General features: G+C 73.5%; 19 protein-coding genes. 3 read left to right on the forward strand and 16 right to left on the reverse strand.

Going from position 1 to position 24,839, the window contains the following annotated elements:
- Window positions 1-174 precede the first annotated feature (174 nt).
- Together ASE27_RS05180 and ASE27_RS05185 are read right to left on the reverse strand one after the other, a co-directional pair.
- On the reverse strand, window positions 175-558 hold the full coding sequence (locus ASE27_RS05180; protein ID WP_157257389.1) for a hypothetical protein: 384 nt from the start codon (window positions 556-558) through the stop codon (window positions 175-177).
- A gap of 168 nt (window positions 559-726) precedes the next feature.
- Window positions 727-3,420: a discoidin domain-containing protein gene (locus tag ASE27_RS05185; protein ID WP_082608567.1), complete on the reverse strand. Its 2,694-nt coding sequence runs from the start codon at window positions 3,418-3,420 to the stop codon at window positions 727-729.
- A gap of 291 nt (window positions 3,421-3,711) precedes the next feature.
- On the opposite strand from ASE27_RS05185, the gene ASE27_RS05190 reads away from it, so the two are divergent.
- Together ASE27_RS05190 and ASE27_RS05195 are read left to right on the forward strand one after the other, a co-directional pair.
- Complete coding sequence (locus tag ASE27_RS05190; RefSeq protein WP_056647025.1) at window positions 3,712-4,257, forward strand: YbhB/YbcL family Raf kinase inhibitor-like protein; 546 nt, start codon at window positions 3,712-3,714, stop codon at window positions 4,255-4,257.
- The gene (locus ASE27_RS05195; RefSeq protein ID WP_056647028.1) at window positions 4,254-4,847 is read left to right on the forward strand and encodes a YbaK/EbsC family protein; all 594 of its coding nucleotides are present in this window, start codon (window positions 4,254-4,256) and stop codon (window positions 4,845-4,847) included. The genes ASE27_RS05190 and ASE27_RS05195 overlap by 4 nt, the downstream gene beginning before the upstream one ends.
- A gap of 68 nt (window positions 4,848-4,915) precedes the next feature.
- Here ASE27_RS05195 and ASE27_RS05200 read toward each other — a convergent pair whose 3' ends face one another.
- The 6 genes from ASE27_RS05200 to ASE27_RS05225 all read right to left on the reverse strand — a co-directional run bounded on the left by ASE27_RS05200 (window position 4,916) and on the right by ASE27_RS05225 (window position 12,406).
- The gene (locus ASE27_RS05200) at window positions 4,916-5,866 is read right to left on the reverse strand and encodes a siderophore-interacting protein (protein ID WP_056647297.1); all 951 of its coding nucleotides are present in this window, start codon (window positions 5,864-5,866) and stop codon (window positions 4,916-4,918) included.
- Window positions 5,867-5,982: 116 nt separating this feature from the next.
- Window positions 5,983-8,142 carry an iron ABC transporter permease gene (locus tag ASE27_RS05205; protein ID WP_082608568.1) on the reverse strand — a complete coding sequence of 720 codons (2,160 nt, stop codon included), beginning with the start codon at window positions 8,140-8,142 and terminating at the stop codon, window positions 5,983-5,985.
- A complete protein-coding gene (locus ASE27_RS05210; protein ID WP_056647031.1) occupies window positions 8,139-9,128 on the reverse strand; it encodes an ABC transporter substrate-binding protein in 990 nt (329 codons plus the stop codon). The genes ASE27_RS05205 and ASE27_RS05210 overlap by 4 nt, the downstream gene beginning before the upstream one ends.
- Before the next feature lie 104 nt (window positions 9,129-9,232).
- Complete coding sequence (locus ASE27_RS05215) at window positions 9,233-10,099, reverse strand: ABC transporter ATP-binding protein (protein ID WP_082608569.1); 867 nt, start codon at window positions 10,097-10,099, stop codon at window positions 9,233-9,235.
- Between the two features lie 87 nt (window positions 10,100-10,186).
- Window positions 10,187-11,056 (reverse strand): universal stress protein, encoded by an 870-nt coding sequence (locus ASE27_RS05220; protein ID WP_056647034.1) that lies wholly within the window; start codon window positions 11,054-11,056, stop codon window positions 10,187-10,189.
- Between the two features lie 72 nt (window positions 11,057-11,128).
- Window positions 11,129-12,406 carry an APC family permease gene (locus ASE27_RS05225; RefSeq protein ID WP_056647038.1) on the reverse strand — a complete coding sequence of 426 codons (1,278 nt, stop codon included), beginning with the start codon at window positions 12,404-12,406 and terminating at the stop codon, window positions 11,129-11,131.
- Between the two features lie 329 nt (window positions 12,407-12,735).
- On the opposite strand from ASE27_RS05225, the gene aspS reads away from it, so the two are divergent.
- Entirely contained in the window at window positions 12,736-14,049 is a 1,314-nt protein-coding gene (gene aspS / locus ASE27_RS05230) for an aspartate--tRNA(Asn) ligase (protein WP_056647040.1), read from the forward strand.
- A gap of 96 nt (window positions 14,050-14,145) precedes the next feature.
- Here aspS and ASE27_RS05235 read toward each other — a convergent pair whose 3' ends face one another.
- From ASE27_RS05235 to ASE27_RS05270, 8 genes are all read right to left on the reverse strand, one after another.
- A complete protein-coding gene (locus ASE27_RS05235; protein WP_056647043.1) occupies window positions 14,146-15,984 on the reverse strand; it encodes an ABC transporter ATP-binding protein in 1,839 nt (612 codons plus the stop codon).
- Window positions 15,981-18,017: an ABC transporter ATP-binding protein gene (locus ASE27_RS05240; RefSeq protein ID WP_082608570.1), complete on the reverse strand. Its 2,037-nt coding sequence runs from the start codon at window positions 18,015-18,017 to the stop codon at window positions 15,981-15,983. The genes ASE27_RS05235 and ASE27_RS05240 overlap by 4 nt, the downstream gene beginning before the upstream one ends.
- 139 nt (window positions 18,018-18,156) lie before the next feature.
- Complete coding sequence (locus ASE27_RS05245; RefSeq protein ID WP_056647048.1) at window positions 18,157-19,626, reverse strand: cation acetate symporter; 1,470 nt, start codon at window positions 19,624-19,626, stop codon at window positions 18,157-18,159.
- A complete protein-coding gene (locus ASE27_RS05250) occupies window positions 19,623-20,048 on the reverse strand; it encodes a heavy metal transporter (RefSeq protein WP_157257390.1) in 426 nt (141 codons plus the stop codon). The genes ASE27_RS05245 and ASE27_RS05250 overlap by 4 nt, the downstream gene beginning before the upstream one ends.
- Entirely contained in the window at window positions 20,045-20,794 is a 750-nt protein-coding gene (locus ASE27_RS05255; RefSeq protein WP_056647308.1) for a LytTR family DNA-binding domain-containing protein, read from the reverse strand. Before ASE27_RS05255 ends, ASE27_RS05250 begins: the two co-directional genes overlap by 4 nt.
- 86 nt (window positions 20,795-20,880) lie before the next feature.
- Entirely contained in the window at window positions 20,881-22,089 is a 1,209-nt protein-coding gene (locus tag ASE27_RS05260) for a sensor histidine kinase (RefSeq protein WP_056647051.1), read from the reverse strand.
- Between the two features lie 167 nt (window positions 22,090-22,256).
- On the reverse strand, window positions 22,257-22,454 hold the full coding sequence (locus ASE27_RS05265; RefSeq protein ID WP_369800645.1) for a YbdD/YjiX family protein: 198 nt from the start codon (window positions 22,452-22,454) through the stop codon (window positions 22,257-22,259).
- 10 nt (window positions 22,455-22,464) lie between these two features.
- Window positions 22,465-24,750: a carbon starvation CstA family protein gene (locus tag ASE27_RS05270; RefSeq protein WP_056647058.1), complete on the reverse strand. Its 2,286-nt coding sequence runs from the start codon at window positions 24,748-24,750 to the stop codon at window positions 22,465-22,467.
- Window positions 24,751-24,839 lie beyond the last annotated feature (89 nt).

The following is a 24,839-nucleotide window of genomic DNA, read 5'->3' on the forward strand; positions in this document are numbered from 1 at the left end:
TTGATAGTTCGACGAGCATGCAACTATCGACCGGACATCCGGGCATTCCGGAAGCCTCACTCGCCACCTCAGCCTTGGTCGGGGATCGGCGCCGTTCCAACGATTCCAGCCCTTCGCGCGCGGCACGGACGAGGCCAGACCCTCAAGCCGCGCTCGAGAGAACGACGACCGACGTCACTCGGCACGCGGAAGGGCCCGGATCGCGAGCATCGCATAGACCCCGACCGCGACGAGACCGGCGAGGACCCCCAGGACCGTGAGCACGGTCGGCCCCTCGTCGAACGTCCGCCAGCCCCCGAGCACGGCCCCCACCGCCGTGAACACCCCCAGGAGGACGAACGCGGCCCGCTCCCCGAAGAGCGGTCCCCCACGGCGCACCGTGATCGCGATGCCGAGCGCTGCCACGAGGGCCAGGGCACCGAACAGCTCCACGGCGATCGTTGTGTCGTGGATGAAGTACCCCCTTCCTCGCCGCTGACTCATCAGCACGATGGGGGCGATGACCGCCAGGATGATCAGGACGACGCTCTGCGTCGTCCCCTTGCGTCGCTTGTGCACCCGCACATGGTGACAGACGTCGCACCGACGGCACCCTCGTGCCCTCTGAGCCCGCCCGGCAGACCTGGCGGACCTGGGCGAACCTGGGCGGACCTGGGCAGACGGCACGACGACCGAGGGGTCCGGCCTGTGCGGGCCGGACCCCTCGGTCGTCGTGCTCGGCAGGCGTCAGCCGCAGGCGGCACCGGTGAACGGGACCTCGACGGAGCCCGCCTGCTCGGGCGAGCCCGCCAGGGCGACGTCGACGACGGCCGTGCCGCCCTCGACACCCACGGCACGCGTGCTGAACGCCACGTGCGCCCGCTTCTCGGGCGAGAGCGCGGAGAAGCTCCGGCTGCCGTACGGCGTCGTGACCACGAGGTCGACGGGCACCACGTCGTCGTTGACGACGTCGACCGAGACCTGGGCCCGCCCTGCCACGCACCGCACGGTCGCGGTGGCGGTCACCTGTGCCTCCTCGGCAGGCGCCGCCCCCCGCACCTCGAGGTCGTAGAGCGACAGGTACGGGCTGAGGCTCTTGGTCGTCGTCGTCACCCTGACGTACCGCGCGGTGGTCGCCGCGACGGTCAGGACGTCGGTGCGCGCACCACCTGCGAGCCCGGTCCTGGTCACCAGAGGCGACCAGGACGCGCCGTCCTGCGACACCTCGACACGGTAGGCCGTCGCGGACGCGGCCTCCCAGCGCAGCGTGATCTCGTCGACCGTGCGGGCCGCGCCGAGGTCGACCTGGACCCACGGCTGTGCGCCGTAGTCGGCCGACCAGCGCGTCGAGGGGTCACCGTCGACGACGTTGGCCGCCGTCATGGTCGTCCCCGCCTCGACGCCCGAGGCCGTCGCGACGGCACCCAGGGCAAGGTCCGGACGGCCGAGGACGCTCAGCCGCCACGCACCGACCCCGTCAGGACCGCCGACGACCGCGCTCAGCCGGACGTACCGGGCCTCCTGGGCGGCGAACGTCGCCCGGTCCACCCCCGCCCCGGTCTCGTTGCGGTGCCGGGACGCCCGCGTCCAGGTCGACCCGTCGACCGAGACCTCGACCGTGTAGCTCGCCGCTGCCGCCGCAGTCCAGTCGGCCTCCACGGCGCCGACCGTCTGCACCGACCCCAGGTCCACGGTGAGCGAGGCAGGCTCGGTCGACCGGGTGCTCCAGCGCGTGGTCGTCTGGCCGTCCGTGAGGTGCTCGGGACCGTTGCCCTCGTCCGAGGACGAGGCCGTCACGGTCGCACCGTGGCTCAGCTCGCCCGCGAGCTGGCCGCCCCGCGTGAAGTCGACCACCTCGATGCCGGGACCCAGGCCCAGGGTGCGGGTGAGGGCAGAGAACTGCGCGAACGTGAGCTCGGGCGTCGCCCCGTCCCAGGTCTTCTGCGCGATCGTCGGGAAGGACAGCTCGACCAGGCCGTGCACGTCCTGCTGCGAGTAGTCGGCGTGGACGAGGTCGTTCCAGACCGCGAACATGGCCCCCTCCGCGGCCCCCTCGGGCACGGTCTTGTTCCCGGTCTTGTTGGGCGCCCAGGACGAGTAGAGCCACTGGTTGTTCAGCCCGTTGCCGTGGTAATAGCTCGCGAACGGGACGACGTACAGCGTCGAGTCGTCGGTGTTGAGGAACCGGTAGCCGTCGGCGTACGCCGACTCGATCGAGTACCAGCCGCCGTTCCAGGAGTTGATCGTGACGTCACGGTCGTACCCGTTCGCGTTGCCGTGCATCTGGGTGAAGCTGCCCCACGCGCGCGGATGCTTGCCGAGGCTGCGGACGTGGGCAGCCATGGTGTTGAAGTAGTCCCGGAAGAGCGCGGGCGACGCGTAGTACTCGTCGACGCCCATGTGCACGTCGGGTCCCTCGAACCACGGTGCGAACTCGGTGAAGATCGACTTCATGACGGCCGTCGCCTCGGGCTTGCTCAGGTCCAGGTGGTCGGAGTTGCCGCCGTTCGTCCCGAGCTCGGGCTTCCACCGGACGACCGAGCGCGCATGGGCCGGCCCCTCGATCTCGGGGATGATCGTCACCGCGTGAGCCGCCGCGGTGTCCTCGAAGGACTGCCAGTCCGCGCGGTCGTAGGCGCCGTCGGTCGACGCGAGGCCCGCGAACGCGGGGTTGTCCGACTCGAGCCGGAAGCCCGCCTGGGCGTTGGCCCAGTTGCCGCCCGCCGGGCTGATCTCGTTGTCCATGAGGTGGATCTGGAACTCGTTGAGCTTGAACCAGCTCATCATCGAGATGTAGTCGCGGACGAACTCGGGCGTGAAGAAGCGCCGCCCCACGTCGAGCATGAACCCGCGCGAGGCGTAGTCGGGCCAGTCGACCGACTCCCCGACGGGCACGCTGCCGCGACCCGGGCTCTGGACGAGCACCTGCAGGAAGCTCCGGGTCCCGTAGAAGGCACCCTGCTCGGTCGGTGCGGTCACGGTGAGACGCTCGGGGTCGACGTCGAGGACGTACCCCTCCTCGGCGAAGCGCTCGCCGCCCGCGGCATGGACGAGCCCGGGATCGACGACGAGGACGATGTCACCGTCGTCCGGCGCCGCGTCCAGGGCGACGGGGACGGTGCGGGCGGTGAGCTCGGCGATGTCCGTCGCGACCTGCCGGCCCATCTCCTCGAGCGCGGCGGGGACGACGATCCGGGTCGAGGCGTCGAGATCGAACGAGCCGCTGCCTCCCGTCCACTCCTTGAGCGTGGGGACGACCGCGGGCTTGGCGTTGGTGGCGTCGGCCGCGGCGGGAGCCGTCAGGGCGACGCTCCCGGCAGCCGTGCCGAGCGCGAGGGCGAGGGCGGTGGCCGAGGCGACCGTCCGCCGTCGGGCAGCGGACGGCCGGCGTCCGGGCAGGAGCCCCCTGGCGGGGCTCACGGGTGGTGGAACTGCGTGCATGGCGACCTTCTCTCTGGTCGGCGATGCGCCCGGGGTCTGCCGGGACCGGCGGCGATCGACGCTCGTGACATGGCATCTGTGGCACTCACTGCGTGGCCCGAGGATCGCCCGGGCAGTCCTCAGATTTGCGGGTGGTGACGGAGTTTGTCAATAGCGGGGCCTAAACGCGCACAAACCTGCAACATGTGGTTTCCTGGGGCGGACAAGCGGGACGCATCACCGGCCGGCGCCCGCCCGTGCCGACCCCTATCACCCCTGGCTCCTCGCCGTCCCACCGGGCACGATGGGACGATGAACCTCGCCGACCGCCCCCTCGCCCCCGACCCCTACTCGCTCCTGCCCCAGGTGCCGCGCTTCACGGTCACGAGCGACGACGTCGTCGACGGCGAGCCCATGGCGCGCACGCACGCGGCCGACGGCGACAACCGGTCGCCCGAGCTCTCCTGGAACCACTTCCCCGCGGCCACGCGCTCCTTCCTCGTGAGCTGCTTCGACATGGACGCGCCGACCCCGGCGGGCTACTGGCACTGGACCGTCGTCAACGTGCCCGTGCCCACCGTGACCCTCGCGCAGGGCGCGGGGTCCCCCGGCGGCGGCTACCTCCCGCCGGGAGCCGTGCAGACCCGGCACGACGGCGGAGGGCCGGGCTACCTGGGTGCCGCACCCCCGCGCGGCGACAGACCGCACCGGTACGTGTTCGCGGTGCACGCGCTCGACGTCGAGACGCTCGACGTCACCCCCTCGACGACCGCGACCGCGGTCGCCATGAACGCCGTGTTCCACACGATCGGGCGCGCGACCATCACGCCGACCTACCAGGTCCTGGTCGACGCATGAGCCGCCCCACGAGCGGCCCGCTCGCCCTCCCGACGCTCGGCGACCTCGACTGGGTCCCGGCGACGAGCCGGCCCGAGCTCCTCGCCCCCTCGGTCGCCGCGGCGCTCGCCCGGTGGGCCGAGCAGGACCCGCGCGTCGCCGAGCAGGTCGCGGTCGTCGAGATCGACCCGGACCTCGCCGACACCGCGACGCTCAACGCCGCCCACAACCTTCCCCCGGCGGCCTCCGCGAACTGCGTCCTGGTCGCCGGACGACGCGGGGGCGACGAGAGGATCGCCGCGGCGGTCGTGCGAGCCACGACCCGGGCCGACGTGAACACGCGCGTGCGGTCGCTGCTCGACGTGCGCAAGGCGTCGTTCCTGCCCATGGACCGCGCGGTCGCCGAGTCCGGCATGGAGCACGGCGGGATCACCCCGATCGGGCTCCCCGACGGGTGGCGCGTGCTGCTCGACGCGGCCGTCGCCACGGACGGCGAACCCGCGCTGATCGGCAGCGGGCTGCGCCGCTCCAAGCTGCTGCTGCCGGGCGCGCTGCTCGCACTGCTGCCCGGGATCGAGCTGGTCGAGGGGCTGGGCGTGCCGGTGGGGTGAGCGAGGACGCGGGTTCCCGCGGCGAGGGGGTGCGGGCGCTCGGCCCGGCGGCACGGCGCCCTCGAGCCTCAGCCCTCGGCGCGGCCCTCTCGCCAGTACCCCATGAACGCGACCGACCGACGGTCCACGCCGCGCTCGGACACGAGGTAGCGCCGCAGCGTCTTGATGACCGACGCCTCGCCCGCGAGCCACGCGTAGAGCTCGGCGCACGCGACGAGGGGCGCGCCGTCGTCGTCCACGGGGACCTCCCAGAGGATGCCGGTGTCGATGTCGACGTCCTCGAGCTCGGCCACGTCGCCGGCCCCGTCGGCGCGCCGCTCGAGCCCGCGCGCGGCGCACGTGAGCGAGTGGGTCGCCCCGCACACGTTGCGCTCGAGCAGACGGTCTGCCGCCTCACGGACCGCGGGGACGAGCAGGTCGCCGTGGGCGCGCCCCTCGCGGGCGAGCCAGGTGACGTTCACGCCGGCAGGCGCCGTGACGGGCAGGACGTCGCCCGCGTGCGGGACCTCGAGGAAGACCTCGCCGACCTCGTCCGCAGGCAGGGCCCCCAGGATCGAGGCGATCGCGGGGACAGCGGTCTCGTCGCCCGCGAGGAGCAGCGCGTGGCTGCGGACGGGGCGCGAGAACTCGACCCCGCCGTGCGCGCCCGTCCACAGCCCGTTGGGGCCCAGCAGGACGACCTCGGTGCCGGGGCGCGCCGCGAGCGCCCACCGGGACGCGGGGCCGGCGTCGCCGTGCAGGACCAGGTCGACGTCCACCTCGGCGAGCTCGGGGCGCACCGCGCGCACGGTGTAGGTGCGCAGCGGGTTGCGACGCTCCTCGGGCTGGGCACGCCAGGCGGCGTACCACTCGCCCGTGCGGTCGAGGTGCTCGTAGCCGCCGTCGGCCGCGGGCAGGACGAGCTTGATGCGCTGGTCCAGGCCGTTGTCGGCGAACTCGTGCAGGTCGTGGCCCGTGAAGGTCACGCGCAGGAAGCTGGGAGCCAGACGCTCGACCCGTCGCACCTGCACGTCGAACATGCGGAACGGGGAGATCTCCTGCTCGGTCACGACACTGGTCTGGCTCACGTAGGCGAGCCTAACCAAACATTGGGCCCGGGTGAACCCCGGACCCGCACCTGTGGCCGGGATCACTCTCACGCCTCGCGGCCTCGGCTGCGCCACAGGAGCCACACGAAGTACGGCGCACCGATGAGCGCGGTCGTCAGGCCCGCGGGGATCTGGGCAGGCGCGATGACCGTGCGTCCCACGGTGTCGGCGACGCTCACGAGGACGGCCCCGAGCAGCATCGAGACCGGGATGACGCGACCGTTGCGGGAACCGACGAGGGCACGCGCGGCATGCGGGGCGACGAGCCCCACGAAGCCCACGACGCCGACCGCGCAGACCGCCGCCGCGGTCAGGACCGCGCTCGCGCCCAGGAGCAGCAGGCGCGTGCGGTCGAGCCGCAGGCCCAGGACCCGCGGGGTGTCCTCGTCGAGCGCCAGGACGTCCATCTCGCGCCGGTGGAGGACCGCGACGGGCACGACCACGAGCAGCGCGAGCACGACGGGGACCACGTGCTCGAGCGTGCGCCCGTACGTGGACCCGGACAGCCAGGTGAGCGCGAGGTTGAGGTTCCACGGCGCCACCACGACGATCACGAGCGTCGTCAGGGCCGTGGCCCCCGCGCTCATGCCGATGCCGATGAGCACGAGGCGGTCCGAGCTCAGCCCGCCCCGGTAGGCCAGGCGGTAGACGATCGCGAACGTCCCGAGCGCGCCGACCACGGCCGCCGCGGACATGCCCATGATGCCGACGCCGGGCACGAGCAGGACGACCGCGACGGCCCCCAGGCCGGCACCCGCGGTCACGCCGAGCAGCCCCGGTTCGGCCAGCGGGTTGCGGCACACGGCCTGCACCACGGTTCCCGCCAGCCCCAGGGCGGCACCCGCGAGGATCGCCGCGAGCGCACGCGGGAAGCGCTGGTCGAGCACGAAGGAGACCTGCTTGCCCGCCCGGTCGGCGGCCCAGTTGAGGACGTCGCCCGTGAGCAGGAGCCGGTCGCCCAGCAGGAGCGCGGCGATCGTGGCCGCGACCAGGAGCGCGACCAGGACGGCCGTCACGACCAGGGTCCGACGCGCGGTGCGCGGCCGGACGTGCGCGGCCCGGGTCCCCGCGGCGGGGCCCGAGTCCTTGAGGCGGCGCGCGAGCCACACGAGCGTCGCGGCGCCGAACACGGTCGTGATGACGCCCGTCGGGACCGCGACACCGTAGGTGCCGGGAAGCACCAGCCGCAGCAGGACGTCGGCACCCAGGATGACGATCACGCCCGCGATCCCCGAGAGGGGGATGAGCACGCGGTGCCGGTTGAGCCCCGGCACCTTGCGCGCCACGAGGCGCACGATCACCGGGGCGCACAGGCCCACGAACCCGACCGGGCCCGCGACCGTGACCGCCGTCGCGGACAGCAGGACCGCGAGCAGGATCGTCACGACGCGCGTGGCACGCACGTCGATCCCGAGGACGGTCGCGGTGTCGTCCCCCAGCGCCAGGAGGTCCAGGCGGTGGGCCACGAGGATCAGGCCGCCGAGGCCCACGACCACGAGCGGGGCAGCGAGCGCGACCTGCGACGTGCCGGACTGGACGATCGAACCGCTCCCCCACGCGAAGAGGCCCATGGTCTCCTGCTGGAACAGCACGAGCAGCACGGTCGTCAGGGAGTGCAGGGCCAGGGTGATCGCGGAGCCCGCGAGGATCAGCCGGGTCGGCCCGGCGGCACCACTGCGGGCCAGGACGAGCACGAGGCCCGATGCCGCGAGGCCACCGACCAGCGCGAGGGTCCCCGAGAGGTAGAACGGCAGCGTCACGCCGATCACGGCCGCGCCCACGACCGCGACGTAGGCGCCCGCGTTGACCGCGAGCGTGTCGGGCGAGGCGAGCGGGTTGCGCGCCACGGACTGCAGCGCGGCTCCGGCCGCACCGAGCGAGACGCCCACGAGCAGGCCCGCGAGCAGGCGTGGCAGTCGCGAGGCGACCAGGACGGCCGCGACGGTCCGGTCCGTGTCGCCGTCGGCCTCGCCGCCCACGACGAGCCTCAGCAGGTCGCCGAGCCCGACGTCGGCCGTCCCCTGCGTGAGGTGGATCGCGGCCAGCACCAGGACGACGAGGATCGCGACGACGAACGCCGAGGCGACCGTCAGGCGGAACCGGACGCGCGAGCGCCCCGGGGGAACCGGCGGGGCCAGGAGTCCCGAGGCGTCGTCCGGGACCTCGTTCCGGGCCGTCGAGAGCTCCCCCGGGGCGCTCGTGCTCACTGGGTCAGTGCCGCGACGAGCGCGTCGACGTAGGCGCCCGCCGAGGCCGGGCCGCCGAACATCCAGATGCCGTCGGGGATGCGGTGCACGTCACCGGCCGCGACGAAGGGGAGCTGCTGCCAGATCGCGTTGTCCTTGAGGCCGTCCGCGAACGGGTCTGCCTCGGAGTCGCTCGCGGCGTAGACGAACTGGACGTCGCTCAGCGCGGTCAGGCCCTCGACGTCGGTCTGCGCGAGGCCGTAGTCGGGGTCGCCCTCGCCGGTCCACGCGTTCGCGAGACCCAGCTCGGCGCCGATCGCGCCGAGGAACGAGCCGGGGGTGTACATGCGCACCGAGACGGTGCCGTTGTTGACCCAGCCGTCGGCCATGACGTACGAGGCGCCCGCGACGCCGGCCTCGTCGAGGGCCTTCTTGCCCTCGGCGACCTTGGTGTCGAAGCCCGCGAGCAGCTCGGCGCCCTCGTCCTCGGTGCCCGTCGCGGTCGCGAGCGTCTCGACGGTCTGGCGCATGTACCCGATCGGGTCGGTGCCGTCCGAGCCGCGCAGCGTCACGACGGGCGCGATGTCCGCGAGCTGGTCGATCACGTTGTCGGGCGTGTCGGTGGTGACGGCGATGAGCTGGGGCTCGAGCGCCGAGATCGCGTCGAGGCTCGGCTCGCCGCGCATCCCGACGTCCGGGGTCGACGCGTCGAGGGGCACCGAGGTGTCCCAGGTGTTGTAGCCCTCGACGTCGGCCTGACCCACCACGTCCACGCCGAGCGCGAGCAGGTTCTCGGTGAGGCCCCACTCGAGCGAGACGACCTCGGTCGCCGGGGCGTCGAGCGTCTGCTCGCCGCGCTCATCGGTGAACGTGACAGGGCCCGCGTCGGAGGCTGCGGTCGCGTCGGCCGAGCCGGCGTCGGCCTCTTCCGTGGTGCCGCACGCGGTGAGGGTGAGCGCTGTCACGAGCAGGACGGCGGGCAGGCCGGTCCGGAGGGTCGTTCGCATGGGGGTCCTGTGTCCTTGAGGTGCGGCCCGCGCCGTGGCGGCGTCGGGCTCGGTGGGCCACCGCGCGGGGGTGCGCGGCGGCACGGGGTTCGTCGGCTCGGTCGTCAGGGGACGGCGACGAGCCTGCGGGTCGTGTGCCGCCCGACGGGCGCGGTCTGCACCGTGCCCGTCAGCGGGTCGTGCGTGACCTCGATGCGGATGCCGTAGGTCTCGCTCAGGGCGTCGGCCGTCAGGACGTCCACGGCCTCGCCCGCGGCGCGGACGACGCCGCGCTGGAGCAGGACCACGTGGTCGGCGACCGCAGCCGCCTGGTTGAGGTCGTGCAGCACGACGCCCACGGCCACGCCGTGATCGTCCGCGAGGTCGCGCATCAGGTCGAGGATCTCGACCTGGTAGCGCAGGTCCAGGTAGGTCGTGGGCTCGTCGAGGAGCAGCACGCCCGTGTCCTGCGCGAGGCACGTCGCGAGCCACACACGCTGGAGCTCGCCGCCCGACAGCTCGTCGACGCCGCGTCCCGCCATGGCCGCGACGCCCGTGACGTCCATGGCCCAGGCGATCGCGCGGGCGCCGTCGGGATCCGTGGAGCGGAAGCGTGCCCGGTGCGGGTGGCGCCCGTACCCGACGACGTCGCGCACGCTCACGCCGTTGGGCGTGGGCCTGCTCTGCGAGAGCAGCGTCACGCGGCGCGCGAAGTCCTTGGGGTGCAGCGCGAGCGCGTCGGGGACGTCGGGCAGGCTCACGGTGCCTGCGAGCGGCTTGTGGAGCCGGGCGAGCGAGCGCAGGAGCGTCGACTTGCCGCTCCCGTTGGGCCCGATCAGCGCGGTGACCTGTCCGGGGAGCAGTCGCAGCGAGGCGTCGTGCACGACGGCGTTCCCGTCGTACCCGAGGCTCAGCCCGGCACCGGCGAGGGCCGGTCGGGCGGGGTCCTGGGCTGCCGTGGCGTCGTCGGCTCCCGGTAAGGTCTGGCTCACAGAGGTGAGCCTAACCAAACATCTGGACCGGGTGAAACCCTCGGACCCGAAGATGTGGTCGGGATCACTCGAGAAGGGCGGTCGCGCTCAGCGCACGATCGTCACGGGACAGTGCGCGTCACGCACCAGCGCGTGACTCACCGATCCCAGGACGAGAGCCGCGAACCCTCCCCTGCCTCGCGAGCCCACGACGAGCCGCTCGGCCCCCTCCGAGGCCCTGACCAGCGCGGGGGCCGGGTAGGCCTCGACCGTCTGCCCCTCGACCTCGATGCCCTCGAACGCCTCGCGCACCTGCGCGAGCGCCGCGGCGAGCTGCCGCTCGGCGCCCTGCTCGGCACGCTCGCGCGGGAACTCCGCAGCGACGTAGCTCTCGAGATGCGCGGAGGCCCGCGTCCACCAGGCGACCACCACTCGCAGGGACGCCTGCCGCGAGACGGCCACCTCGGCCGCGTGGAGCAGCGCGTCGGTCGAGGCCGCCGACCCGTCGACCCCCACCACGACGGGCAGGTTGACGTCGCGCAACGCCTCGACGTCGCCGTGCACCACGACGACCGGGCAGTGCGCGTGGGCGGCGACCGCGAGCGCCACCGAGCCGCCGAGCTCGCCGCGCACCCGCCCGTGGTCCCCGGAGCCGACGACCACGACCGAGGCGTCGAGCGACGCCCCGACCAGGGTCGCCGCAGGGGTCGTGTACTCGACGGTCGCCTCGACCTCGAGGTCCGGCTCGACCTCGAGCGCCTTGCCACGGCCGCGGTCCGCGAGCGCCCGGGCTCCGGCCTGCGCGTCGTCCCCTCCGCCCGGCAGCGAGGGTTCCAGGTGGGAGTCGTGCGCGTCGCGGGCGAAGACGACCTCGAGGTGGGCGCTGCGCCGTCGGGCTTCGCGCGCAGCCCAGCGCACCGCAGAGGTCGCCGAGGGCGACCCGTCATACCCGACAACGACCGGTCCGACGCTGGACATACGTCCATCGTCACCCCGCGGGCGTCCTGGCGCGAGGGCTGGGACGTCGCGACCGGACGCGTCGCAGCCGGTTCATGGGCTGGGCGTCCGCCCCGCGACGGCCCGGACGACGGCTCGTCCGGCCAGCCCCACGAGGAGCACCGCCCCACCCGCGAGCACGGACGCCGGCGGGAGCGAGGCGGCGAGCACCACGCACCCGACGAGTCCCAGGACCTGGAGGACGCGGGGCCGGCGACGGTCGTCGGGCCCCTGCGTGAGGGCCGCGAGGTTGGCGACCGCGTAGTACGTCAGCACCGCGAAGGACGAGAACCCGACGGCCGTGCGGAGGTCGGCGACCAGGACGAGGACGACGAGGACGACCCCCAGCACGGCCTCGGCGCGCGCGGGCACCCGGTGGACCGGGTGCACCACCGCGAGCGGGCGCGGCAGGTCGCCCTCCCGCGCCATCGCGAGCGTCGTCCGCCCCACCCCGGCGACGAGCCCCAGCAGCGCTCCCCCGCAGGCCGCGGCGGCGCCGACCCGCACGATCAGGTCCCCGCCGGGCCACCCGGCCGCGCCGACGACGTCGGCGAGCGGCGCCGTCGAGCCGGCGAGGCCGTCCACGCCGAGCGCCCGCAGCGCGCCGACCCCGACCACCACGTACACGACCACCACGATCCCGAGCGCGAGCTGGATCGCACGCGGGATCGTGACCCGCGGGTTCCGCACCTCCTCACCGAGCGTCGCGATCCGTGCGTACCCGGCGAACGCGAAGAACAGCAGTCCCGCGCTCTGGAGCACCCCGTACGGCCCCAGGGGTGCTCCCGCCCCCGGCGCGGCCCCTGCGACGGGGGCCTGCCACGCGACGACGACCACGAGCACCAGCACCAGCGCCGTCACGGCGACCAGGAGGCGCGTCACCTGGGCCGTGCGGGTCACGCCCCGGGCGTTGACGGCGACCAGCGCCACGACGACGAGCGCGGCCACGGGTCGCTGCGCGCCGGGGGCGGCATAGGCCGCGAAGGTCAAGGCCATGGCCGCGCACGAGGCCGTCTTCCCGACGACGAACGACCACCCCGCGGCGAAACCCCACCACGGCCCCAGGCGTTCACGCCCGTACGCGTAGGCCCCGCCCGACGTCGGGTAGCGAGCCGCGAGCTGCGCCGTGGACGTCGCGTTCGCGTAGGCGACCAGGGCCGCGAGCGCGAGCCCCGCGAGGAGCCACCACCCGGCCGCGGCGGCCGCCGGGGCGAAGACCGCGAACACTCCGGCGCCGAGCATCGAGCCGACGCCGATCACGACGCTGTCGGCCAGCCCCAGGCGCCGGGCGAGCGGGGCGGGCCGAGAGGGCCGGGCGGGCTCTGCGGTCATGGTGCGACCGTAGCGAGAGCGGGTGAACGGGAGGTGCCGCGCACGCTGAGTGCATGGTTCCGCTGCTGCTCGCCGAGCGTGTCGCAGCCGAACCATGCACCCGGCGTCCGCCCGGAGAATTCCCGCGACGCCCCGGCTGCACCGTGGGTAGGGTCGGGACCGGTGGACGTGAGGCGTGACGACCCTCGGCCCGGCTCTCGCAGCACGGGCGGGCGTCCCCCGCGCGTGCGGCGTACCGACGAGAGGCCGGGACCTCCCGGCGAAGGAGTGGTGGCACAGCGACCTAGCCCCCGCCCGCTCCTCCCGGGCCTTCGCCTGCTGGAGGAACCATGAGACCACCCACCCCACCCGTCGCGCTTCCCGGCTCCCGCACCCTCGCCGCCGACCTCTCCTCCGTGCCGCCCGGCACGTCCGTGACGCTCCGCGGCTGGGTGCACCGCCGCCGCGAGCTCGCTGCGGTCACCTTCCTGGTCCTGCGCGACCGGTCGGGCCTCGCCCAGGTCGTCGTGCGCGCGAGAGACGGACAAGACCTGCCGCCCGAGGAGACCGTGGTCGAGGTGACCGGGGTCGCCACGGCGAACGCCCAGGCGCCTGGGGGGATCGAGGTCACCGCGCCGACCGTCGTCCCCCTGACCGACCCGGCCAGGACCCCTCCCGTCGAGCTGTGGCGTCCTGCGCTCGACGTGGCGCTGCCGACCCTGCTCGACCACGCGGCGGTCGCGTGGCGCCATCCCGCCCAGCGCGCCCGGTGGGAGGTCGCGGCCGCGTCGCTGCGGGGCTTCCGGGAGGTGCTCGACGCGCAGGGGTTCACCGAGGTCCACTCTCCCAAGATCGTCGCGTCGGCGACCGAGTCGGGGGCGGACGTGTTCGCGGTCGACTACTTCGGCGGTCCCGCCTTCCTGGCGCAGAGCCCCCAGCTCTACAAGCAGCAGCTCGTCGGGGTGTTCGAGCGCGTGTACGAGGTGGGGCCGGTCTTCCGCGCCGAGCCGCACGACACGGTCCGCCACCTCGCCGAGTACGTCTCGCTCGACGTCGAGCTCGGGTTCGTGCACGACCACCGCGACGTGCTGCGGGTGCTGCGCGACGTCCTGGCGGGCATGGTCGCGGGGGTGCACGAGCTCGCGGCAGGAGCGGTCGCGGCCCAGGGGTTCGAGGTCCCGGTCGTGCCCGACCAGATCCCGGTGATCCACTTCGCCGAGGCCCTGGCCCTGGTCGGCGCGCCCGCGGACGAGCCCGACCTGGCCCCCGAGCACGAACGCGCCCTGGGGAGGTGGGCGCTCGCCGAGCACGGCAGCGACTTCCTCGCCGTCGAGGGCTTTCCGATGGCCAAGCGCCCCTTCTACACGCACCCCCAGCCCGACGACGCGCGGTGGAGCAACAGCTTCGACCTGCTCTTCCGCGGTCTCGAGCTCGTCACGGGCGGGCAGCGGCTGCACCGGCACGCGGACTATGTCTCAGCGATCACGGCCCGTGGCGAGGACCCGGCCGCGTACGCGACCTACCTCGAGGCGTTCGAGCACGGCATGCCGCCGCACGGCGGGTTCGCGATCGGCCTCGAGCGCTGGACGGCTCGCCTGACGGGGGCGGCGAACGTCCGGGAGGTCACGCTGTTCCCGCGCGACCTGCACCGGCTCGTGCCCTAGCCCGGCGCCCGACGTCGAGTGCATGGTTCGGCTGCGACACGCCCGGCGAGTCGCAGCCGAACCATGCACTCAGCGCTCGGGACGGGCGCCCGCGCCTCAGGCCATCGACTCCCGCCATGCCTCGTGCAGGGTCGCGTACCGGCCGCTCCCTGCCGCGAGGTCGGCGGGCGAACCGTCCTCGACGATGCGCCCGTGCTCCATGACGAGCACACGGTCCGCGATGGCCACCGTGGACAACCGGTGCGCGATGATGATCGCCGTCCGGTCCGCGAGCAGGGTCTGGAGGCCGTGCTGCACCAACCGCTCGCCCGGGACGTCCAACGAGCTGGTCGCCTCGTCGAGCACGAGCACCGCCGGGTCCGCGAGGAAGGCGCGCGCGAAGCTCAGGAGCTGGCGCTGCCCCGAGGAGACCCGTCCGCCCCGCTTGTTCACCTCGGTGTCATAGCCCTCGGGCATCGCCATGATGAACTCGTGCGCACCGACGGCACGGGCGGCGTCCTCGATCTCGGCCTGTGTCGCGTCGGGCCGCCCGAGCGCGATGTTCTCGCGGACGGACCCGCTGAACAGGTAGGCCTCCTGCGTCACCATGACCACCGCGCGCCGGAGGTCCGTGGTCGACAGGTCACGCAGGTCCACCCCGTCGAGCTGCACGCTGCCCTCGGTGGCGTCGTAGAACCGGGTGACGAGCTTGGCCAGCGTCGACTTGCCGGCCCCCGTGGTGCCGACCAGCGCGACCGTCTGACCCGCGGGGATCGTGAGGTCGAGGTCGGGCAGGATGACCGGCCCGTCGCCGTACCGGAACGTCACGTCGTCGAGCCGCAGCGCGCCGCGCGCGTGCGGCAGGGGCGTCGGCCTCGTGGGCTCGACGACGGTGGGCTCCTCGGCCAGGAGCCCGGACACCTTCTCCAGGGCCGCCGTCGCGGACTGGAAGGAGTTGTAGAACATGCCGAGCTGTTGGATCGGCTGGAAGAACCGCTTGACGTAGAGCAGCGCAGCGACCAGCACGCCGACGTCCAGCGACCCCTGGTAGACCCTCCACCCGCCGACGGCGAGCGCCGCAGCGACGGCGACGTTGCCGATCAGCACGAGGCCAGGCTGATACCGCCCGTTGACGCTGAAGATCCGCAGGTTCGCGTCGCGGTACTCCTCACCGAGCCGGTCATACTCCGCCTCGGTCGTGGCCTCGCGACGGAACGCCTGCACGGCACGCATGCCCGTCATCGTCTCGACGAACTTCACGATGAGCCGGGCCGACGTGGTGCGCTGCTGGCGGTAGTACAGCTGCGAGTGCTTCTGGAACCATCGGGTGAGCAGCCACGCGGGCACGAGCGCCACGACGAGCACGAGCCCCGAGACCGGGTCGAGCAACCACAGCCCCAGGCCGGTGAACAGCATGAGCATGAGCGAGGACACGACCCCCGTGAGGCCGCCGTCGAGCAGCTCACGAAGGGCCTCGAGGTCGGACGTCTGGCGGCTGATGATACGGCCCGACGTGTACGACTCGTGGAAGTCCAGCGACAGCAGCTGCGTGTGCCGGAACACGCGGCGGCGCAGGGCGAGCAGCACGCCCTGGGCGATGCGCGCGGCCGACCGCACGTAGGCGCCCGCGCACAGCCCGCCCACGACGGCGGCCACGAGATACGCGGAGCCGACGAGTACGAGCGGCACGGCCCGGCCGTCCGCGAGGGCGGGGACGGCGACGTCGATCGCGAGAGACACGAGCCACGGCCCGGCCACCTGACCGAGCGTGGAGATCACGACGAGGACCCCGGCCCACGCGAGGGCCCGCTTGCGGGGACGCAGCAGGTCTCCGAGCAGTCGCATCGAACGGGCACGCACGGCCGCGGAGGTCTCGCGGTCGAGCCGCGTGGCGTCGTCGGTCGCTGCATCGGTGGGCCGACGGGGCGCTTCGGCCGGGGTGGTCGGTCCGCTCACGGGTGGGCCTCCTTCGGGTCGTCGTCCACGTGGACCTCGGGTCCGTCACCCGGGGCGCCCTGGGTCGCGGCCTGCTCCCAGTCCTCCTCGAGGCTCGAGATCACGTACCGGTAGTGCGGGTCGGCGACCAGGAGGTCGGAGTGCGTGCCGACGGCGGTGATCCGACCGTCCTGCAGGACGGCGACGCGGTCGGCGAGCGCGACGGTCGAGGGCCGGTGCGCGATCACGAGGGTCGTGGTCCCGTCGAGCACCTCGTGCAGCCGGCCGGTCACGGCCTCCTCGGTCGTGACGTCGAGCGCGGAGAGCGGGTCGTCGAGCACGAGCACCGCGGGGCGCACGGCGATGGCCCGCGCGAGCGCCAGGCGCTGCCGCTGGCCGCCCGACAGGGACAGCCCCTCCTCGCCGATGAGCGTCTCGACGCCCTGCGGAAGGTCGGCGACGAACCCAGCCTGCGCCACCTCGAGCGCCTCGTGCAGCCGGCGCTCGCGCTCTGCGTCGGGCACCGCGTGGGGACCCACCTCGGGGACACCGAGCAGCACGTTGTCCCGCACCGAGGCGGAGAACAGCGTGGGGTCCTCGAACGCGACGGCGACGGCGCGGCGCACGTCCGTGCGGCGCATGGCGCGCACGTCGACCCCGTCGAGCAGCACCTGGCCACCGGTGACGTCCGCGATGCGGGGTACCAGCATCGCCAGGGTCGACTTGCCCGCACCGGTGAGCCCGACGAGCGCCGTCGTCGTCCCCACGGGCAGGTCCAGGTCGAGATGGGAGAGCAGGGGCTCGGTCGCGTCGCCGAACCGGAAGGAGACGTCACGCAGCTCCACGTGCCCCCGAGCCGGGCCGACCTCGACCGGGTCCTGCGGGTCCGTGAGGTCGTTCGGCGTCTGCATGACCTCGAAGAATCGGTCGACGGCGGTGCGCGCGTTGAGCGTCATCGACAGCGTCATGCCGAGGTCGACGACCGGGCCGTTGATCACGGCGGCGGTGAGGAAGAACGCGACGAGGCTCCCCAGCGTGATGTCACCGCGGACCGCGAGGATCGACCCCAGCACCAGGCACACCGCCAGCGTGATCTCCGGGATCATCTGCAGCGACGTCGTCACCGTGGCCTGGTTGCCGGCCTTGCGGATCTCGGTGCGTCGCAGCTCCTCCGCCTGGCCGGTGAAGGACTGGAGGGCGCTGCCACCGCGCCCGAAGGCCTTGAGCACCCGGATGCCGTGCACCGACTCCTCGACCGTCGTGGCCAGGTCACCGGACTGGTCCTGAGAGAGCCGCGCGATGACCCGGTAGCGGCGCGAGAACCGGAACGCGATCACCGTGACCGGCACGGCACCGGCGAGGTACACGAGCCCGAGCCAGCCCACCGTGGAGAGCAGGATCGCGACGCCCACGACGATCGTCACCGCGCTCACCACGAGCTGCAGCAGGCCGAAGATGAGCCATCGGCGCAGCAGACCGAGGTCGCCCATGATCCGGCTGAGGAGCTGGCCACCAGGCCACCGGTCGTGGAACGCCGCGGGAAGGTCCTGCAGGTGCCTGAACAACGCGAGCCGCAGGTCTGCCTCGATGCGCGTGCCCGGGTACATCACGAGGTTCCGGCGCAGCAGCACGAACCCTGCCTCGGCCACGCCGAGCAGCAGCACCAGGACGACGGGCACCACGAGCGCACGGAGGTCGTGGGCCGAGGCTCCGGCGGCGAGCGGCCCCTCGACGAGCGACTGGAGAACCTGCGGGATCGCGAGCGCCGCGAGGCTGGCGCCGAGCGCTGAGAGCAGCCCGCCGGCGAGGCGCGGCACCGCGGGGCGCACGTACGGGTAGAGCCGGCGCAGCGACGCCCAGGTGGACAGCCGGGACCCGGCCGGCACCGACCGCCCGGTGGTGGGCGCCGAGCCACCGACCACGGGTGGTCCGGCGGGAGGGCCGCCGTCCGTGGCCCGGGCACGGTGGCCGAGGCCGCGTACAGGAGCATCGCCGTCGGGACCGCCGGGCGTGTCAGCCGAGGACGCGCTCGGTCTGGAGGTGGTGGAGGGCATCGGTCGCATTCTTGCACCGGCTTCCCACATGCTTGCCCGGGTCACACGATGTGGACGAACGGGGCTGCCCCGGCCCGCCCGACGTCGAGTGCATGGTTCGGCTGCGACACGCCCGGCGAGTCGCGGCCGAACCATGCACTCAGCGCTCGGGAGCCCGCTCCGGCACGTGCAGCCGCCGCAGGAAACGGTCGGTGCGAGGCTGCGGCCCGCGCCGGTCGCGCAGGGACACGACGACCGTCGTGGCGGTCGCGAGCGGGATCGTCCAGGCCGCGGGCTGGGCCAGGAGGCTGCGCGCGAGCCCGTCGCCGGGCCCCAGCGCCGAGGTCACGAGGAGCGCGACCGCGCACAGCGCGCTCCCGACGACCATGCCCGCGATCGCGCCGCGCGCCGTGAGCCGACGCCACCACACACCCAGCAGGATCGTCGGGGACAGCGCCGAGGCCGCGAACACGAACACCGTCCCGACGCTCGTGACGAGCCCCTGCGGGATGGTCACGAGCGCGAACGCGAGGGGGACGATCGTGCACGCGACCGCGGACCAGCGGAACGAGCGGACCGTGCCGCCGAACAGGTCCTGGCTCACGACCCCCGCGAGCGAGACCACGAGCCCCGAGGACGTCCCGAGGAACGCCGCGAACGCCCCGGCGATCACGAGCGCCGAGAGCAGCTCGCCGCCCAGGCCGGGCACGAGGCGCGCGGGCAGCACGAGCGCCACCGTGTCGGCGACGCCGGGCTCGGCCAGGTCGGGCGCGACGACCCGGGCAACGAGCCCCATGGTGCTCGAGACCATGTAGAAGACGCTGATCATGACGATCACCACGACCGTGGTCCAGCGCGCCGAGACCCCGTCGGGGCTCGTGTAGAAGCGCACGAGGACGTGCGGCAGTCCGATCGTGCCGAGCAGGAGCGCAAGCAGCAGCGAGACGGTCGTGTACGTGTCGTAGGAGCGTGGCCCGGCCTCGGGCGGGAAGACCTGGGCCGGGTCGAGCGCCAGGTCCTGCCCGCCGAGCACGACCAGCAGGAAGACCACGGGGATCGCGAGCGCCGTGAGCTTGACCCAGAACTGGAACGCCTGGACGAACGTGACCGAGCGCATGCCGCCCGCGGCGACCACGGCGCTCACGACCGCGGCGACCCCGACCGACCCGACCCACGGCGGCACGGGGGCCACGGTCGTGATGACGAGCGCGGCGCCATGGAGCTGCGGGACGACGTACAGCCACCCGATGACGAGCACCAGGACGCTCGTGACGCGCCGGGCGGCGAGCGAGTCGAGGCGTGCCTGGACGAAGTCGGGGATCGTGTAGGCCCCGCTGCGGCGCAGCGGCCCGGCCACGAACAGCAGCACGAGCAGGTAGCCCGCGGCGTACCCGACGGGGAACCAGAACGCCTCGGCCCCGGAGAGCAGCACGAGCCCGGACAGGCCCAGGAACGTCCCGGCCGACAGGTACTCGCCGCTGATGGCCGACGCGTTCCACACGGGCTGCACGGTGCGCGAGGCGACGAAGAAGTCGCTCGTGGTCCGCGAGATGCGCAGCCCGTAGAACCCGATGAGCCCGGTCGCGAGCAGCAGCAGGCCGACCGCGACGAGCGGCAGCGCCGAGGTCACTCGTCCTCCACGAGGGCGCGGAAGCGTCGTTCGTTGCGCGCGGCGGCGAGCGCGAACACGAGCGCGAACGCCGCGATGACCGGGTAGAACCCGTAGGCGTGCAGGAGCCACGGGAGCGGCACGCCCAGCAGGTGCACGTCGCCCAGCGTCGGCACGGCGCTCATCGTGACCGTGAGCAGCGCGACGACGGCCAGGAACGACACGACGCACGCGAGCGCGAGCCGCAGCTGCGCCCGCGCGAGGCTGCGGGCGTACACGGCCGCGGGTTCGCTGCCGCCGTCGGGCCCGGAGGTCTCCGCGCCCAGGGGCGTCACGCTGCCCGACGGCGCCCGCTCCCCCGGGTGCGTCGCGGCGGCCAGGTCGGCGGCCGGTTCGTCCGTCGAACGGACGACGACCCGCGGCGGGGGCTCCTCGGTGCTCACGGACGTCCTCCGGGACGGCCGAGGAGCGCGTCGCGCACGGCCGGGGCCATGCGACGGCTCACGGGGACCTCGTGCCCCGCGACGACCACGACGGGGTGCGCACCGCCCAGGCGGACCGCGGTCACGGCCGAGCGGTCGACGAGGTAGGAGCGGTGCACGCGCAGGAAGCCCGCGGCCGCCCAGCGTTCCTCGAGGTCGGAGAGGGGCTCGCGGACCAGGTAGCTGTCGCTGTCCGTCACGAGGCGCGAGTAGTCGCCCTGCGCCTGGACCCACCGCACTGCGGAGCGCAGCACGACGCGCGTCGTGGTCCCGACCGTCACGGCGATGGTCTCGTCGGCAGGGGCACGGGCGTCGGGCGCCGCCCGGCCCGCGTCCCGCAGCGGGGCGCGGCCCCCGGCCGCGTGACCCGCGACAGCGCGCTCGACCGCCCGAGCCAGGCGTTCGCGCCGCACGGGCTTGAGCACGTAGTCGACCGCCTCGACCTCGAAGGCCTCGATGGCCCGGGCCTCGTCGGCCGTCACGAACACCACGGCGGGCCGCACCGAGAACCGCGACAGCGCGCGGGCGAGGTCGAGCCCCGTGAGGCCGGGCATGTGGATGTCGAGGAACGCGACGTGCACGGGGTGCTCGGACAGCCAGCGCAGGGCCTCGGACCCCGAGGCGACGCCGTGCACCGAGCGCACGTGCGGGTCGCGCCGCAGGAGCTGGACCAGCTCGTCGAGCACGGGACGTTCGTCGTCGGCCACGAGGACGTCGACGCCGTCTGGCCGACGGACGCCGCCCGGGCTCCCGGCCGGCTCGCCGAACCCGGCGGCCGCGGGGACGTCGTCGTTCACGGCCTGCTCACCTCGGTCTCGTGCTGGGGCTGGGACTTGGGCACGCGCATCCGCACGAGGGTACCCGCGCCCTCGTTCGTCTCGATCTCGAGCGCGTGCTGGTCGCCGTAGAGCTGGCGCACGCGCGTGTCGACGTTGCGCAGACCGACGTTGGTCGCGCGCGAGCCCGACGCGAGCAGGGCCCGCAGCGTCTCGGGCGACATCCCGACGCCGTCGTCCTCGACCGTGATCTCCGTCTGGGTGCCCTCGTCGCGCGCGCTGATGACGATCGTGCCCCCGGCCTCGCGCGGTTCGAGGCCGTGCCGGACCGCGTTCTCGACGAGCGGCTGGACGCTCAGGAACGGGATGACGGTCGAGAGCGACTCGGGCGCGATCTGGAGCGTCACGGTGAGCCGGTCGCCGAACCTCGCGCGCTCGAGCTCGACGTACGAGTGGATGCTGTGCAGCTCGTCGGCGAGCGTCGTGAAGTCGCCGCGCCCGCGGAACGAGTAGCGCGTGAAGTCGGCGAAGTCGAGCACCAGGTCCCGCGCCCGCTCGGGGTCGGTGCTGATGAACGAGGCGATCGCGCCGAGCGAGTTGTAGATGAAGTGCGGGCTGATCTGGGCGCGCAGGGCGCGCAGCTCGGCCTGGGCCAGCGCGGTGCGCGAGGTCTCGAGCTCACCGAGCTCGAGCTGGGCCGCGCACCACTGCGCGACCTCGCCCGTGGCGCGCACGAGCGGCGGGCGCACGCGCGCCGCGAACGCGACCACGGCGCCGGCCACGGTTCCCCCGGCGAGCACGGGGGCGCCCACGGCCTCGAGCGGCCCGTCCGGCGAGGGCGTGCCCGACGACGGCTCGCGGCCCCCGTAGACCTGTCGCCTGCCCGTCTCGACGGTCCGCGCCCCCACGCGCTCGGCCTCGGCCAGCAGGTGGGCCGGGCCGTCGAGGGCCACGACGCCGTCCGCCGTCACGACCGCGAGCGCGTCGCAGCCCAGCAGCGCACGCAGGTGGCGCGCTGCTCGGCCGACGTCGTCGCCCTCGAGACCGTCACGCAGGTGCGTGGCGGCGCGCGACGCGAGGTGCAGGGTGCGGAACGTCGCGCGCTCCGAGTCGCTGCCGAGCTCGCGGGTGCCGCGGGCCAGCCGCCAGGCGAGGACCAGCGCGCCCGTGAGGAGGACGCCGACGACCAGGCCGACGACGGCACCGGTGAACGCGGGTCCGGACATGTCGAGATCCTCTTCCGGAAAGTCGCGGGGCAAGGGCCGGTACGGGCGGGCACGGCGGTGACGCCGGGCCGGGAGGGCCTACCACCGCAGGTGGGCGGCCCTCCCGACGATATCGCCGTCGTGCCCCTCGCCGTGGCGAGAGGGCGACCGTCGCCGTCCTCTTCGGCTCAGCAGCAGCGGGCGCCGGGGTTGCGGTCCTGGTCGTCCATGCGCTGGCGCCAGAACTGGCGCTCGGTCAGGACGGGGACGTCGGGCCCGTGCGCGGCGCGGCGGTGCTCCACGTACACCCGGTACGCGTCGTCGCCCATGAGCTGGCGGACGTACCAGGCCGCGCCCCTCGCCGCGCGGGCGAGCGCGTCGCGCACGGGCCCCACGTCAGTGCCCCGCGCCCGAGGACACGGGCCGCTTCTCGGGCGGGAGCTGGGCCCACTCGGCCTCGATCTCCTTCTCGGTCGCGGTCGTCAGGAGCCCTGCGGGCGCGAAGCGGCGCGAGGCCACGGGCTCGTCCTCGTGGTTCTCCCCTCCGCCCGCACGCAGCGCCTTGACGGTCGTCACGAGGGCCGCGACCATCACGACGATCGCGAGGACCACGAAGATGATCGACAGCGTGCCCTGGACGAACGTGTTGCGCACGACCGCCTCCATGGCCTCGACCGAGGTCGCGGTGCCGAACGAGGTCTCGCCCGCGGCCAGGGCCTCCTTGAACGCGTTGTGGTTGGCCCAGTAGCCGACCGCCGGGACCGGCGAGAAGATCTTCTCGAACGACGCGGTGATGGTCACGACCGCGGTGAACGCGAGGGGCAGCGCGACGATCCAGAGCCAGCGGAAGTACGACCGTCCGCGCTTGGCCACGATCGCCAGGACGACCGCGAGCGCGATGGCCGCGAGGAGCTGGTTGGCGATGCCGAACAGCGGGAAGAACGTGTTGATCCCGCCGAGGGGGTCGGTCACGCCGAGGTAGAGGATGCTCCCCCACCCCGCGACCATGACCAGGGTGCAGAACCACACGCCGGGGCGCCACGACACGTCACGGAACCTGGGCACGACGTTGCCGAGCGAGTCCTGGAGCATGAAGCGCGCGACGCGCGTCCCGGCGTCGACGGCCGTGAGGATGAACAGCGCCTCGAACATGATCGCGAAGTGGTACCAGAAGCCCATCATCGAGGCGCCGCCGAACAGTTGCTGCATGATGTGCGCCAGGCCCAGCGCCAGGGTCGGGGCGCCACCCGTGCGGGACACGATGGACTCCTCGCCGACGGCCGCCGCGGTCGAGGACAGCATGTCGGGCGTGAGGTTCACTCCGGCCAGGCCGAGCGAGTTGACGAACGCGACCGCGCCCTCGATGGTCCCGCCCGTCGCGGCGGCCGAGGCGTTCATGGCGAAGTAGATGCCGCGGTCGAGCGAGATCGCCGCGACGAGCGCCATGATCGCGACGAACGACTCCATGAGCATGCCGCCGTACCCGATGAAGCGCGTCTGACGCTCCTTCTCGAGCAGCTTGGGCGTCGTGCCCGAGGCGATGAGCGCGTGGAAGCCGGAGAGAGCGCCGCACGCGATCGTGACGAACAGGAACGGGAAGAGCGACCCGGAGAACACCGGGCCGGTCTCTCCGCTCGCGAACTCGCTGACCGCGGGGACCGAGATCTCGGGGCGCACGATCACGATCGCACCCGCGAGCATCACGATCACGCCGACCTTCATGAAGGTCGACAGGTAGTCGCGCGGTGCCAGGAGCAGCCACACGGGCAGGACCGCGGCGATGAAGCCGTAGATGATGATGCCGATCGCGATGGTCGTGCGGTCGAGGTGGAACAGGTCCGCGCCCCACGGGGTGTTCGCGACCCAGCCGCCGCCCACGATCGCTGCCATGAGGAGCACGAAGCCGATGATCGAGACCTCGGTGATGCGCCCGGGGCGCAGGTAGCGCAGGTAGACGCCCATGAACAGGGCGATCGGGATGGTCATCGCGACGCTGAAGACGCCCCAGGGGCTCTCGCCCAGGGAGTTCACGACCACAAGCGCGAGGATCGCGACGATGATCAGCATGATGAGCAGCGACGCGACGATCGCGGCCGTGCCACCGATGCGCCCGAGCTCCTGGCGGGCCATCTGACCGATCGTGCGCCCGCCGCGACGCATCGAGAAGAACAGGACGACGTAGTCCTGCACGGCCCCCGCGAAGATGACGCCGACGATGATCCAGACCGTGCCGGGCAGGTAGCCCATCTGCGCCGCCAGGACCGGGCCCACGAGCGGGCCGGCGCCCGCGATCGCCGCGAAGTGGTGCCCGAACAGCACCCGGCGGTCGGTCGGGACGTAGTCCTTGCCGTCCGAGCGCACCTCGGCGGGCGTCGCACGGCGGTCGTCGGGGCGCGTGATGTACCGCTCGATGACCTTCGAGTAGAAGCGGTAGCCGATGAGGTAGCTGCACACCGCGGCGAACACGAACCAGATGGCGTTGACGGTCTCGCCGCGCACGAGCGCGAGCATGACCCAGGCCACGCCCCCGAGCAGCGCGATCCCGGTCCACAGCGCGACCTTCTGCCAGCTCCAGCGGGGCGCGAGGGCGGACTCGGGGACCGCGGTGGGCGGAAGGGTCGGGTCGGGCGAGAGCCCGTCGTCCGGGGCGGCCTCCGCGGTCGATCGGATGTCTGTGGTCATCGGTTCTCTCTCCCTCAGGTCGCGTCGTTGCGTCCGACCGGGAAAGGCTAGGGACACCGCAGGCCCGTGATCCACGTCACGTCGACGGG

Source organism: Oerskovia sp. Root918 (genome assembly GCF_001428945.1).
In the GTDB taxonomy this organism is placed as follows: Bacteria; Actinomycetota; Actinomycetes; order Actinomycetales; family Cellulomonadaceae; genus Oerskovia; species Oerskovia enterophila.